Source organism: Mycobacterium sp. NTMscope_MAC_269, from assembly GCF_976985695.1.
Genome location: NZ_OZ335668.1, coordinates 1156546 through 1169290, shown reverse-complemented (window position 1 = coordinate 1169290; position 12745 = coordinate 1156546). Strand labels below are relative to the sequence as shown.

Below are 12745 nucleotides of genomic sequence, written 5' to 3'. Positions count from 1 at the left end.
GCGGCAATCCTATTGCGTCAGCTCGCCCGGGCCGTCCGCCGGCTGACGGGCGATCGCCTCCGCCTTGGCCACCGCCTGGGCGATCGCGGGGTCGGTCTCGGTGGAGAACCAGTCCGCGACATCGGCGTCGTCGTCGGCGCTGCGCTTGGGTGTGTCCTCGACGGGCGAGGGCTGGAAGCGGAACACCCCGTCCTGGCCCGGGGTGCCCAGCAGTTTGGTGAATCCCTGCAGCGCCGCGTTGAAGTCGCTGGGCACCACCCACACCTTGTTGGCGTCGCCGCGGGCCATCTCCGGAAGCGTCTGCAGGTACTGGTAGGCCAGCATCTCCGGGGTGGGTCGGCCCGCCTTGATCGCGGCGAAGGTCTTCTCGATGGCCTTGGCCTGACCCTGCGCCTGCAGGTAGGCGGCGGCGCGTTCACCCTGGGCGCGCAGCATCCGGGACTGCCGGTCGGCCTCGGCGCCCAGGATCGCCGCCTGCTTGGCGCCTTCGGCGGCCAGGATCTGCGCCTGCTTCTGGCCCTCGGCCTCCTTGATCGCCGCCTCGCGCATACCTTCGGCGGTCAGGATCATCGCCCGCTTCTCGCGGTCGGCCTTCATCTGCTTTTCCATCGACGCCTGGATCGACGGCGGCGGGTCGATGCTGCGCAACTCGACGCGGGCGACTCGCAGACCCCAGCGGTTGGTGGCCTCGTCGAGCACGCCGCGCAGCTGCCCGTTGATCTGGTCACGCGACGTCAGCGTCTGCTCCAGCGTCATGCCGCCGACCACGTTGCGCAGCGTGGTGGTGGTGAGCTGCTCGACGCCGACGATGTAGTTGCTGATCTCGTAGACGGCCGCCTGGGGAACCGTGACCTGGAAGTAGACGACGGTGTCGATGTTGAGCGTCAGGTTGTCCTCGGTGATCACCGGCTGCGGCGGGAACGACACCACCCGCTCCCGCAAATCCACCCGCGCCCGGATCCGGTCGATGAACGGCACCAACAACGTCAGCTGCCCGCTGACCGTGCGGCTGTAGCGGCCCAGCCGTTCGATCACCGCGGCCTCCGCCTGCGGAATCAGCGCCACCGACTTGGCCACCACGACGATGGCGAAAATCACCAGCACCGCCAGCAGCACCAGACCAGCAACCGCACCTTGCATCGGAGTTCCTTTCTTTCGCAGCCGTTCTCACGGCCCTACAGGCCGGCCTTGAAGACCACTGCGGTGGCGCCGTCGATCTGCATCACGGTGACGGGCTCGCCCGGTTCGTAGACGTCGTTCTCGTCGAGCGGACGCGCCGTCCATACCTGGCCGTCGAGCTTCACCTGACCGTTGTCCCGGGCGACGCGCTCGAGCACCAGCGCGGTTTTGCCCTCCAGCGCCTCGATTCCCAAGCGCGGCACGTTCGCCGGCGTCAGCCGTCGCCGCAGCGGCGGACGAACCACCACCAGCAGCAGAATCGAGACGACCAGGAACACCGCGCCGTCCACCCACACCGGCGAATCCAGCAACCAACTGGTGAGCGCCGCGGCCAGCGCGCCCCCGCCGAGCATCACCAAAAACAGATGACCGGTGAGCGCCTCCGCACCGGCCAGCACCAGCGCGAATATTAGCCAAAGCAGCGCGGCGTGCATGCGGCAAGGATACGCGTGATCCGCCTTTGCGGGGCAAAACAACTACACTGCGTCTCGTGTGGTGTCCCAGTGTTTCGCTGTCCCTGTGGGCCAATGCCTGGCTCGCGGGAAAGGCTGCGCCCGACGACGTCCTGGATGCGTTATCTGTCTGGGCGCCAAAGCAATCGGTGACCGCGTATGATGCCGTCGCGGCGGGTCATACCGGGCTGCCGTGGCCCGATGTCAACGACGCCGGGACGGTCACGCTGCTACAGACTCTGCGCGCCGCGGTGGGACGCCCCACGTCGGCGCCGGGGGCGCCTCCCCCGATGCGCGGGACCATCAACATGGTTTTGCCGGTACCCGGCGATGTGCGCGGGCTGGCCCCGGGGACACAGTTCGAGCGGGACGCGCTGGCCGCCGGCGAGGCGATCGTCATCGCCAACCCCCACAACCCCGCTACCGCGGTCGGCCTGGTCCCCGAATTCTCCTACCAGGACGACGACGACACGCCCGACGATTACGAGACGGGCCTGGCGGAACTGTGCGCGCTGACGTGGACGGTGTACTCGCTGCCCGGCGCGCCGATACTCGACCACTACGAGCTCGGCGACGCCGAGTACACCCTGCGGTCCGCGGTGCGCTCGGCCGCCGACGCGCTCGGCGCCATCGGGCTGGGATCGGCCGCGGCCGACATCGACGACCCGCGTGGACTGGTCGAGCAATTGCTGGAATCCGCACGGCAACACCGCATTCCGGATCACGCACCGTCGCGCGCGTTGCGGGTGCTGGAGAACGCGGCACACGTCGACGCCATCATCGCGGTCAGCGCGGGGCTGAGCCGGTCGGACTCACCGGACCGCTTCGCCGCGCCCATCGCAGCCGGCCCCGAACCGCTGGGCACGCAATCGTCGTCGGAGGCGCGTATCGCCGGCGACGCGCTGCGACCGCTGACCGCGGTGGTGCGTTCGGCGCGGATGGCTGCCGTGACCGCGATCCTGCATTCGGCCTGGGCCGACTAGTTCTGAGGGCGGGCCGCGCAGTGTGGCGGCAAGCACGGCGTGCCGTCGACGCTGGCAAGGCACCCGGGTACCGGGTCGGGACCACTGACCCGTTGCGGCGAACGGCCGTAGCGCAATTCGTCGATCAGGTCGACGGCCATCTGCGCAAAACGCGGGTGGGCGTTGGGTGTTGACGCCCGCGCCATTCTGATTCCCACCGTCTCGGCCTGCGACGCCAACTCGTGGTCGAGGTCCCACACCACCTCGATGTGATCGGCCACAAACCCGATCGGGCACACGACGACGGCCGTGGTGCCCGCCTCCGCCAGCGCCGCCAGGTGGTCGGCGACGTCGGGCTCCAGCCACGGAACCTGCGGCGGCCCTGACCGCGACTGCCACGCCAGGTCGTAATCGGCGTATCCGGCGGCGGCCGCCACAAGGCTTGCGGCGTAGGCAACTTGGCGGCTGTACAGCCGCGGACCCAGCCGCTCGTCGGCGACGACCGGGATCGAATGAGCGGTGAACACCAGACGTGCGCCCGGAACGGTTTCAGCCACGTCGGCGATCGCGCCGGCGAACATGTCGACGAAAAGGGGATGGTCGAAGTAGGGCCGCAGCTTGACCAATTCGGGCGCATCGGGCCCGGCGGCCCGGCGGCCCCGCGCGATGTCCTCGACGTATTGGGTGCAGCTGGAATAGCCGCTCCATGCCGAGGTGGTGAACACCGCCGCCCGGCGAATCCCGTTGTCGCGCATGGTCGCGACGGTGTCTTCGACGTAAGGCTCCCAGTTGCGGTTGCCGAAATAGACGGGGACCTCCAGGCCCCGGCCGGCCAGTTCGGTGCGCAGCTGCTCGATCAGCGCCCGGTTGATCCGGTTGATCGGTGACACGCCGCCGAAATGCAGATAGTGCTCGGCGACGTCGTCGAGACGTTCCGGGGGCACGTTGCGCCCCCGGGTCACGTTCTCCAAGAACGGCCGAACCTGCTCGGGGCCCTCCGGCCCACCGAAGGACAGCAGCAGGACGGCGTCGAATTCCATTAGTGCTTACAGCAATTGGGTGCTTGCGCCACCGTCGGCGTAGATGATGGTGCCCGTCGTCGCCGGCAGCCAGTCCGACAGCAGCGCGCACACCGTCTTGGCGACCGGTGTCGGGTCCTTCATGTTCCAGCCGATCGGGGCGCGCTGGTCCCAGCCCTCCTCGAGCAGCTGCATCTGGGCGCCGGCCTCGTCGCCGAGTGCGCCGCCGACGATCGCACTCATGGCCAGGGTCCGGATCGGGCCCGCGGCAACGAGATTGGAGCGGACGCCGAACTTGCCCGCCTCACGCGCCACGAACCGGTTGACTGATTCCAGCGCGCTCTTGGCGACCGTCATCCAGTTGTAAGCCGGCATCGCGCGGCTCGGGTCGAAGTCCATGCCGACGATGGAACCGCCGGGGTTCATGATCGGCAGCGTCGCTTTGGCCAGCGAGGCGTACGAATACGCCGAGATGTGAATGCCTTTGGAGACGTCCTCGTACGGCGCGTCGAAGAACGGGTTGATGCCCATCCCCGTCTGGGGCATGAAGCCGATCGAGTGCACCACGCCGTCGAGCTTGTTGCCCTCACCGATCTCGGCCGTCACGCGCTCGGCGAGCGAGTCCAAATGCTTCTCGTCCTGCACGTCGAGTTCGATCAGCGGCGCCTTCTCCGGCAGCCGGTCGGCGATGCGCTGAATCAGGCGCAACCGGTCAAACCCGGTCAGCACCAACTGCGCCCCGGCTTCCTGGGCAGCCTTGGCGATGTGAAACGCAATCGACGAGTCGGTGATGATCCCGGAGATCAGGATCCGTTTGCCGTCGAGCAGTCCAGCCATGTCCGTCCTTAAAGTCGTTGTGTCGTCGTTGAACTCAGTGGCCCATGCCCATGCCGCCGTCGACCGGGATGACCGCGCCGGCGATGTAGCTCGCGTCCTCGGATGCCAGGAAGCTGACCACCCCGGCGACCTCGGCGGCGGTGCCGACCCGCTTTGCCGGGATGAAATCGAGTGCGCCCGCCTGGATCCGCTCATCCAAGGCGCGGGTCATCTCGGTGTCGATGTAACCGGGGGCCACCACATTCGCGGTCACCCCGGCCTTGGACAGCTCCCGGGAGATCGAGCGGGCCATGCCGATCAGGCCGGCCTTGGCGGCGGCGTAGTTGGACTGGTTGCCGATGCCCCAGCTGCCGGAGACCGAGCCGATGTAGATGATCCGGCCGAACCGCTTCTTCTGCATGCTGCGCGCGGCTCGCTGGGTCACCCGGAACGCCCCAGTGAGGTTGGCGTTGATGACCTGCTCGAACCGCTCCTCTGTCATCCGGATGAGGAAGGCGTCCTTGGAGATGCCGGCGTTGGACACCAGCACCTCGACCGCACCCTGATGCTCCTCGACCTCTTTGAAGGCGCGGTCGACGGCGTCGTTGTCGGTGACGTCGCACTCGACGCCGAAGAGCCCCTCGGGCGCCCCGGATCCGCGGTGCGTGACGGCTACCTTGTGGCCGTCGGCGGCCAGCCGCTGTGCGATCGCCAGACCGATCCCCCGGTTTCCCCCGGTAACCAGGACCGAACGGGATACGAATGCGGGTCTGCCGAAGTCGGCAGCACTTTCGGCGGTGTTCTGGGTGGCCGTGTCAGTCACCCCGTCAACCTATCGCTTCGGCTCACGCTGGCCGAAACCGGCTGACCCCGATTTCTCTTTTATTCACGCCGCGAATGTAACCAGGCTGCGATTTTTGGGCCGAATTTTCGCAGTGCGGTTACGGTCGCGGGGTTTTGTCGGTGTGACTCAGCACACTTTCGGCCATGACGGATCCATTCCTGGGCAGCGAAGCCCTGGCAGTCGGCGCAGTGACGCCCTATGAGCTGCGCAGTCGCTATGTGCGGTTGCACAAGGACGTGTACCTGCCCAGCGACGTCGAGCTGACCGCGGTCGTGCGCGCGAAGGCGTGTTGGCTGAGGTCTCGCCGCCGCGGCGTGCTGGCCGGCCTGTCCGCGTCGGCGCTGTACGGCGCAAGGTGGATCGACCCGGCGTTGCCCGCGTCGATCATCGACTGCAATCGTCGCCCCGATCCCGGAGTGCAGGTTTGGCAAGAACGCATCGAAGCCGACGAGATCGCCAGCATTGACGGGATGCGTGTGACGTCCCCGGCACGGACGGCGCTCGACCTGGCGAGGCGATACCCCAAGCACAGCGCGGTCGCCGCCATCGATGCGCTTGCCCAGGTCGTCGAGCTCAAACCCGCCGACATCGATGTCGTCGCGGAGCGCTATGTGGGGCGTCGCGGCATCAAGACCGCGAGAGCCGTGCTCGAACTGATCGATGCCGGCGCTCAGTCGCCGAAGGAAACCTGGCTACGTCTGCTGTTGATGGATGCCGGCTTCCCGCGGCCGCAGACCCAGATCGCCGTGCGCAACGAATGGGGTTGGGCCGAGGCGTTTTTGGACATGGGGTGGGAGGACATCAAGGTCGCCGTCGAGTATGACGGCGACCATCATCGGTCTCTCCGCTCGCAATTCGCCAAGGACATCGGCCGACTGGAAATGCTCGCGCAGCGCCACGGCTGGATCGTGATTCGGGTGGTCGCCGAGCACCGTCCCGCGGACATCATTCGCCGCGTGGGTGAGGCGCGAGCTTCGCGAGCGTAACCGCACTGCGAAAAAGCCGGCCGAAAATCGCAGCCAGGTTACGCTCGCGCGCACGAGAGGGGCGTTACGAGCGCGGGAAGAGATTAAGTAGGCAAGCGCCGGTTGATGAGCAGCGCGGCCAACGCCGCCAACGCCAACACCAGCGCGCCCAGCCGCACCCAGCCCACGCTCGCATCGCCCTTGATCGTCTCGTAGCCGATCTGCTGCTGCAGCGTCGCGTAGACGGACTTCAGCTCCTGCAAAGACGCTGCGTTGTAGGCGTTCCCGCCCGAGAGCTGGGCCACCTTCTTGAGCGTCTCGTCATCGACCGGCACCGGCTGTCGCTGGTCGTTGATCTCGACGAAGCCGTACGGGGTGCCGAACGAGATCGTCGAGATCGGCACGCCCTGGTCCTTGGCGGTACGCGCGGCGGTGAAAGCGCCCTTCGGGTTGTCCGGATTGGTCGGCATCGTCTCCTTGCCGTCGGAGAACAACACGATGCGCGCCGGCGGCGGCTTGTCGCCGCCGCCGATCACCGCGCCGACCGTGGCGATGGCCTGCAGGGCGGTGAAGATGCCCTCCCCGGTGGCCGTACGGTCGGCGAACTGCAGCTTGTCCAGCGCGTTCTTCGTCGAGTCCCGGTTGGTCGTCGGCGACACCAACACCGTCGCGGTCCCCGCATAGGCGATCAGCCCCAGGTTAATGCCGGGGGTCAGCTCGTCGGCGAACTGCTTGGCGGCTTCCTGGGCGGCCGCCATCCGGTTGGGGGCGACGTCGGTGGCTCGCATCGACTGCGACACGTCGATCACCAGCATCACCACCGCGCGGTTGCGGGGAATGCGGACGTCGTTGGTCGGGCCCGCCATCGCGATGGTGAACAGCACCAGCGACGCGACGAGCAGGATCGCCGGCACATGCCGCCATGTCGAAGGTCGTTTGGGCGCAACACTTTCCAGCAGCTCCATGTTGGCGAACCGCAGCATGCGCCGCTGGCGCGCCAACTGCATCAGGATGTAGAGCGCGGCCAGCCCGAAGACGACGAGCAGGAACAGGAAGAACCACGAATGTTCGAAGCCCGACAGCGACATCGGGCCGAGGAGCGGCAAGCTCATATCCGAGTCACTGCCGCCCCGCCAATGCCCCGCGCCGGCGGGATTCCACGAATCGCACGATGTCGGCGATCCAGTCGCGGTCGGTGCGCAGCGTCAGGATCGGCGCCCCGCAGCTGCGGATGGTGCGCGCCACGTCGGCGCGGTGTGCGGCGGCGGCCTTGGCGAAGTCGTCGCGCAGCTGGGCATCGATGGTGAACTCGCGGGTGACCCCGGTTTCGGCGTCCTGCAGCACCACGTCGCCGATGTCGGGCAGTTCGACGTCGCGGGGGTCGAGCACCTCGATGGCCAGCACTTCGTGCCGTGCCGAGATGGCGCGCAGCGGACGCATCCAGTTGATCGGTCCGAGGAAATCGCTGATGATCACCGCCATGCCGCGCCGGCGTTCGGGGCGGCGCAGGGAGTCGATCGCCGTCGCCAGGTCGCCGCGCACGCCGACCGGCGCGCGCGGCGTGGTCGCGATGGTGCGCAACAGGGTCTGCTCGTGCTGGCGCCCGGAGCGGGCGGGCACCCGGGTGATGTTCGCGCCGGTGGAGACGATCGCGCCGAGCCGGTTGCCACCGCCGCTGTTGAGGAAGGTGATCGCGGCCGCGGCCGCCACGGCCAAGTCCCGCTTCTCGCACACGGTGGTGCCGAAGTCCAGGCTGGCCGACATGTCCACCACCAACCAGGTTTCCAGCTCGCGGTCGGCGATCATCTGCCGAACGTGGGGGTGGGTGGTCCGCGCGGTGACGGCCCAGTCCATGCGGCGGACGTCGTCGCCGGGCTGATACTCGCGTGACTCCCCCGGCTCGGAGCCCGGCCCCGGGATCAGGCCGAGGTGATCGCCGTGCAGCACACCGTCGAGCTTGCGTTTGACGGTGAGCTCGAGGGTGCGCAGCGCCGCCGACAGCTTCGGGTCATCGATCTGCCCGCGCTGCATCGAGGGCGGATGAACCACCGCGGGCCTCTTGGGATCGGTCACCGACCGCTGGCCGCGCCGGCGGGTTGCATCACCGGGGGTACCGAATGCCCTTGCTGCGGAACGGCATTCACCTGAGGCAGGGCAACCGTCTGCAGCACCCGGTTGATGACGATCTCCGGCGAGATCTCGTCGGCGAGCGCGTCGTAAGTGAGCACCAGCCGGTGGCGCAGCACGTCGGGAATGACGTCCACGACGTCTTGCGGGATCACGTAGTCGCGGCCGCGGACCAGCGCCAGCGACCGGGAGGCGGCGATGATGCCCAGCGAGGCGCGCGGCGACGCACCGAACGAGATCCACGTCTTGACGTCGTTCATGCCCAGCTGCTCGGGATGACGGGTGGCGGTCACCACGCGGACCACGTAGTCCACCAGCGCGTGGTGCACGAAGACGTTGGCCGCGATGTCCTGCAGCCGCAACAGGTCGCCGGTGTTGAGGATCTGCTTGGGCTCCGGCGGGCGCACGCCCATCCGGTAGATGATCTCGCGCTCCTCCTCCGGCGACGGGTAGCCGACGTTGATCTTGAACAGGAAGCGGTCGCGCTGCGCTTCGGGCAGCGGGTAGACACCCTCGTGCTCGATCGGGTTCTGGGTTGCCATCACCAGGAACGGGTTGGGCAGCGGGAAGGTCTTGCCGCCGATCGACACGTGGCGTTCCTGCATGACCTCCAGCAGCGCCGACTGCACCTTGGCGGGCGCGCGGTTGATCTCGTCGGCGAGCAGGAAGTTGACCACCACCGGGCCGAGCTCGGTGTCGAACTCTTCCTTGCCCTGCCGGTAGATGCGGGTACCGATGATGTCGGTGGGCACCAGGTCAGGGGTGAACTGGATGCGCGCGAACGTTCCGCCGACCACCCGGGCGAACGTCTCGACGGCCAGCGTCTTGGCGACGCCGGGCACACCCTCGAGCAGGACGTGGCCCTTGGACAACAAGCCGACCAGCATCCGCTCCACCAGCTGGTCCTGGCCGACGATGATGCGTTTGACCTCGAAGATGGCCCGCTCCAGGGTCTGGACCTCGGCGGCCAGACCGTTACCGCCACCCGTCGGCGCTTCGTGAGCCGGCGAACCTGATTGCCCGCCCGGGCCCGAGTAACCACTGGCGCCTGGCGGCGGCCCACCTGCTGCTGTCATCAAGAACCCTCCACGCTCATTCGGACACGACTGCCGGGCAGCGACGTGCCCTCGTCCAACTATTCCAGGCCTGCCGGTCCCCGTCGACGCTCGCCCGGCTGACGGGGGCACCGGCCCCGCGATCAGTACTCGATGATCCGGGTCAAAAACGGCGTCATACCGGGCTTACGAACCGGACTGACCGTGACCTTCCCGGCGCTGCCGGAGGCCTCCAGCATCTGGCCGTTGCCCAGGTACATGGTGACGTGCTGGCCGCCGTTCGGGCCATAGAAGATCAGGTCGCCGCGCCGGGCCTGATCCGGCGGGATGTGGCGCCCGGCGTTGTACTGGTCACCCGAGAACCGCGGGATCAGCACGCCCACCCCGGCGAAGCCGTAGCGCATCAACCCCGAGCAGTCGAAGCCGTTGATGTTGGCGCCGTCGCCGACGCCCTTGCTGGGGCCGTCCAGCGAACCACCGCCCCACGAATAGGGCACGCCCATCTGCGATCCCATGCGCTTGATCACGTACTCGATGGCCTGCCGGCCGTAGACCCGTGGGATCTTGCCGCCGGGGTTGGACGGGGTCGCCGCGCTGGGAGCGGGATCGCCGCCGATGTTGATGCCGAGTCCGCCCAGGAACTGCTTGCCCAGGTTGAACGTGGTCTGCGTGGCCTGGGCGGTGGCCTGCAGCGAGGCGTTGGCGACGGCCAGCGGATCCCCCGGGGCGCCGGCGCTGATCTGGGCCGGCAGGGTGGGGTCCCATCCGCCGGGGTCGGCCGCGGCCACCGGAGCCGTTGCGGCCACAGAAAGCATCAGCCCGGTCACCACGGTGGTGATCCAGGCGAAGTTGTTGAAACGAAACCGGCTGCGGCGCATGGCTCCCCGTTCAGTATTCGATATAGCGGATGACGTAGGGGGTCATGCCGCTGGTGCGCACCGGGGCGACGCGGACCTTCAACCCGATGTCGGGAGCCTCGAGCATTTGTCCGTTACCGAGGTAGATCGTCACGTGCTGGCTGCCGCCCGGGCCGTAGAAGATGACGTCGCCGCGGCGCATCTGCGAGGACGGGATCTTGCGGCCCAGGTTGTACTGCGAGCCCGAATAGTGCGGCAGCTTGATGCCCACCCCGGCGAACGAATACAGGACCAGACCCGAACAGTCGAAGCCGGTGATGCCGGCCCCGGAGTCGATCCCCTTGCTCAGACCGGCCGCGTTGCCGCCACCCCAGGAGTAGGGCACGCCGATCTGCGACATGCCGCGCCGGATCACGTACTCGGACGCCTGCCGCCCGTAGACCCGGGGAATGCGCCCCCCGGCCCCACCCGGCCCCGCGTTGGTGATGCCGGTGTCGTCGGGCTTGAGGATGCCGATCTGTTGCAGGAAGTTGCGGCCGAGACCGGCGGTGACCTGCGTCGAGGTGGCCGAGATGCCCAGCACCTGGTTGATCACCGCGATCGGGTCGCCGGGGATGTTGGCGCTCGGGATCATCGGCAGGGTGGGGTCCCAGGCGCCGTCCCACTGGCGGGCGCCGGCCGACGGGGCCGCCCCGCCGGGCGTTCCCGTCTCCCACCGGTCGCCCGACCCCGAGGACCCGCCGGCCGGCCCTTGCCGGGCGGCGGCCTCACGCTTGGCGGCCTCGAGCTTGGCCTGCGCCTGGTTTCGCTCGGCGGCCAGCCGCATCATGTCCTCGCGCTGCTCGTCGAACTTCTGCCGCGAGTTGGTCAGCGCCGCCACGGCGGCGTCCTGGCTGGACTTGGCGTCGGCGGCGGCCTTATCGGCGTTCTGCTTGGCCAGCCGCGCCGCCGATTCCTTGTTCACCTGCTCGGTGCGGGCCTGCTGCAGTTTGGCCATCACGGTCTGCGAACTGGCGGTCAGGCTCTTGGCGGCCGCTTCGGTGGCGATGATGTCGTCGGGGCTGGTGGCGGTCAGGTAGCTGCTCGACGGGCCGTTCATGTAGGCGGCCGCGGCGAACGTGTCGAAGCGCCGCTGCGCCCCGGCGATCGTCGCGTTGGCGTCCTTGACCGCCTGCTGGCTGGTGTCCAGGTCGTGTTGTGCGGTGGCGACATTGTCGCGGGCGGTCTCCACGTCGACCAGGGCTTTGTTGACGCTCTCCTGCTCGGTCTGAATTTCCGCGCTCAAATTTTGCAGGCGCTGGTTGGCCTTGGCGACGTTCGCGATCAACGCGGCCAGATTGTCGGCGGCGGGGTCGGCTTCCGCCAGCCCCGGGGTGCACACGAGGAGGGCCACGCTCAACACCGATGGCACGACGGGCCGCACCAGCCGTGCGGCCGGCCGCGCGGAAGACCCCCAGCGTGTGCGTCTCATTCGACTCAGGTCTCCTACGGCTCGACGCGACGGGTGGCGCCGGCCACAGCATTCTCGTAAGGCGCCAAAGACAACACCAGCATCATTTGCACCGTACGTCACAGGGATGGGCGTGCAAACGCTCCACCGAAATCGCACTCTCTACGTGCGTTTAATGTGACCGAACGGTGACCTGCCACGTTTGCCGTGGTAGCGGCGCGAGATCCGGCAACAGGGCCGGAAAGAACGAAGACGAGTTGTCAGGACCCGGTATTGGCCTCGACATCCTCAGCGGTCGCCGTGTCGTCCGAGGTTGCTGCGCGCTTGCCGCGCACCTGCAGCAACCGGGTGCCGACGGCCGCGGCAAAGACCCCGATCAGCAGGAAGATCGTCAGGCCGGTCCAGGGAAACTCGGGCGTGTCGAGCTCGTGCAGGAAGTGCTGCGCCGAGACCACCGGGTTGCCCGTCTTGGCGATGTCCTCGCCGGCCTCGAGGGTGACGCGCGGAAACTTCGTGCTGTAGCTGCCGACGTAACTCTGGCTCAGCGTCAAAACGGTCGCGTCGTGATAGTCGGCGCCGACCACCGTCGAGATGTCGCGCAGCGGGGTGTCGTTCGGGGGGTTGTGGTCGAGCAGGACGATCTTGAGGTTGATGCCCTCGGCGTGCGCCTGGTTGACCACCTCGAGCAGCCCGGGCATGGCCGCCGGTGGCGCGCTGACGCCGGTGGCGGCGACCTGGGCCTTGATCATCGTCATGTCGACGTCCACCGGAATGTAGGCGGGGAGGACCGGAACCGTTTGCGGCAGCGGTCCGACGAAAGAATCTTGCCCGGTCATTTCGCGGTCCCTCCTGCTGTGCGGTCACGCTTGCGTGACGCTCGGCCACGGCGGTCACTCTAGCGTGACGGTCGGCGCAGATTGGGGATCGCGCGGAGGTTTAAACCGGTGGCCACCGCGATAAGACTGCAAGCACGGCTGCCGTCGTAATGCAGGACAAGCGTACTGTTAGGGTGGCAGCGC

At 67.9% G+C, this 12745-nt stretch carries 13 protein-coding genes; 2 read left to right on the top strand and 11 right to left on the bottom strand.

The window, feature by feature from the left end:
- Window positions 1–9: 9 nt before the first annotated feature.
- Together ACZ50Z_RS05885 and ACZ50Z_RS05880 are read right to left on the bottom strand one after the other, a co-directional pair.
- Window positions 10–1140, bottom strand: coding sequence for an SPFH domain-containing protein (locus ACZ50Z_RS05885; RefSeq protein WP_464482690.1), 1131 nt, complete (start codon window positions 1138–1140; stop codon window positions 10–12).
- Between the two features lie 35 nt (window positions 1141–1175).
- On the bottom strand, window positions 1176–1613 hold the full coding sequence (locus ACZ50Z_RS05880) for an NfeD family protein (RefSeq protein ID WP_464482689.1): 438 nt from the start codon (window positions 1611–1613) through the stop codon (window positions 1176–1178).
- A gap of 56 nt (window positions 1614–1669) precedes the next feature.
- Here ACZ50Z_RS05880 and ACZ50Z_RS05875 point away from each other — a divergent pair, with 56 nt between their 5' ends.
- Window positions 1670–2614 carry a hypothetical protein gene (locus ACZ50Z_RS05875; RefSeq protein WP_464482688.1) on the top strand — a complete coding sequence of 315 codons (945 nt, stop codon included), beginning with the start codon at window positions 1670–1672 and terminating at the stop codon, window positions 2612–2614.
- Here the strand turns inward: ACZ50Z_RS05875 and ACZ50Z_RS05870 are convergent.
- From ACZ50Z_RS05870 to fabG1, 3 genes are read right to left on the bottom strand one after another with little or no spacing between them, the layout of a single operon-like run.
- On the bottom strand, window positions 2611–3633 hold the full coding sequence (locus tag ACZ50Z_RS05870; protein ID WP_464482687.1) for a ferrochelatase: 1023 nt from the start codon (window positions 3631–3633) through the stop codon (window positions 2611–2613). The genes ACZ50Z_RS05875 and ACZ50Z_RS05870 overlap by 4 nt on opposite strands.
- Before the next feature lie 6 nt (window positions 3634–3639).
- On the bottom strand, window positions 3640–4449 hold the full coding sequence (gene inhA / locus ACZ50Z_RS05865; RefSeq protein WP_464482686.1) for an NADH-dependent enoyl-ACP reductase InhA: 810 nt from the start codon (window positions 4447–4449) through the stop codon (window positions 3640–3642).
- A gap of 34 nt (window positions 4450–4483) precedes the next feature.
- Window positions 4484–5251, bottom strand: a complete 768-nt coding sequence (gene fabG1, locus ACZ50Z_RS05860) for a 3-oxoacyl-ACP reductase FabG1 (RefSeq protein ID WP_464482685.1) — start codon at window positions 5249–5251, stop codon at window positions 4484–4486.
- A gap of 164 nt (window positions 5252–5415) precedes the next feature.
- On the opposite strand from fabG1, the gene ACZ50Z_RS05855 reads away from it, so the two are divergent.
- Window positions 5416–6258 (top strand): hypothetical protein, encoded by an 843-nt coding sequence (locus ACZ50Z_RS05855; protein ID WP_464482684.1) that lies wholly within the window; start codon window positions 5416–5418, stop codon window positions 6256–6258.
- Between the two features lie 83 nt (window positions 6259–6341).
- On the opposite strand, the gene ACZ50Z_RS05850 is transcribed toward ACZ50Z_RS05855, so the two are convergent.
- From ACZ50Z_RS05850 to ACZ50Z_RS05825, 6 genes are all read right to left on the bottom strand, one after another.
- Window positions 6342–7349, bottom strand: coding sequence for a VWA domain-containing protein (locus tag ACZ50Z_RS05850; RefSeq protein ID WP_464482683.1), 1008 nt, complete (start codon window positions 7347–7349; stop codon window positions 6342–6344).
- 7 nt (window positions 7350–7356) lie between these two features.
- Window positions 7357–8310 (bottom strand): DUF58 domain-containing protein, encoded by a 954-nt coding sequence (locus tag ACZ50Z_RS05845; protein WP_464482682.1) that lies wholly within the window; start codon window positions 8308–8310, stop codon window positions 7357–7359.
- Complete coding sequence (gene moxR1 / locus ACZ50Z_RS05840) at window positions 8307–9440, bottom strand: chaperone MoxR1 (RefSeq protein WP_464482681.1); 1134 nt, start codon at window positions 9438–9440, stop codon at window positions 8307–8309. Before moxR1 ends, ACZ50Z_RS05845 begins: the two co-directional genes overlap by 4 nt.
- Before the next feature lie 122 nt (window positions 9441–9562).
- Window positions 9563–10297, bottom strand: a complete 735-nt coding sequence (gene ripB, locus ACZ50Z_RS05835) for an NlpC/P60 family peptidoglycan endopeptidase RipB (RefSeq protein ID WP_464482680.1) — start codon at window positions 10295–10297, stop codon at window positions 9563–9565.
- A 10-nt stretch (window positions 10298–10307) separates the two neighbouring features.
- The gene (gene ripA, locus ACZ50Z_RS05830; RefSeq protein ID WP_464482679.1) at window positions 10308–11747 is read right to left on the bottom strand and encodes an NlpC/P60 family peptidoglycan endopeptidase RipA; all 1440 of its coding nucleotides are present in this window, start codon (window positions 11745–11747) and stop codon (window positions 10308–10310) included.
- A gap of 239 nt (window positions 11748–11986) precedes the next feature.
- Window positions 11987–12562: an Rv1476 family membrane protein gene (locus ACZ50Z_RS05825; RefSeq protein WP_464482678.1), complete on the bottom strand. Its 576-nt coding sequence runs from the start codon at window positions 12560–12562 to the stop codon at window positions 11987–11989.
- Between the last annotated feature and the right edge of the window lie 183 nt (window positions 12563–12745).

Coding starts and splice junctions, on each gene's coding strand:
- ACZ50Z_RS05885 (WP_464482690.1), bottom strand. CDS start 1,140: ATGCAAGGTGCGGTTGCTGGTCTGGTGCTGCTGGCGGTGCTGGTGATT.
- ACZ50Z_RS05880 (WP_464482689.1), bottom strand. CDS start 1,613: ATGCACGCCGCGCTGCTTTGGCTAATATTCGCGCTGGTGCTGGCCGGT.
- ACZ50Z_RS05870 (WP_464482687.1), bottom strand. CDS start 3,633: ATGGAATTCGACGCCGTCCTGCTGCTGTCCTTCGGTGGGCCGGAGGGC.
- inhA (WP_464482686.1), bottom strand. CDS start 4,449: ATGGCTGGACTGCTCGACGGCAAACGGATCCTGATCTCCGGGATCATC.
- ACZ50Z_RS05855 (WP_464482684.1), top strand. CDS start 5,416: ATGACGGATCCATTCCTGGGCAGCGAAGCCCTGGCAGTCGGCGCAGTG.
- ACZ50Z_RS05850 (WP_464482683.1), bottom strand. CDS start 7,349: ATGAGCTTGCCGCTCCTCGGCCCGATGTCGCTGTCGGGCTTCGAACAT.
- moxR1 (WP_464482681.1), bottom strand. CDS start 9,440: ATGACAGCAGCAGGTGGGCCGCCGCCAGGCGCCAGTGGTTACTCGGGC.
- ripB (WP_464482680.1), bottom strand. CDS start 10,297: ATGCGCCGCAGCCGGTTTCGTTTCAACAACTTCGCCTGGATCACCACC.
- ripA (WP_464482679.1), bottom strand. CDS start 11,747: ATGAGACGCACACGCTGGGGGTCTTCCGCGCGGCCGGCCGCACGGCTG.
- ACZ50Z_RS05825 (WP_464482678.1), bottom strand. CDS start 12,562: ATGACCGGGCAAGATTCTTTCGTCGGACCGCTGCCGCAAACGGTTCCG.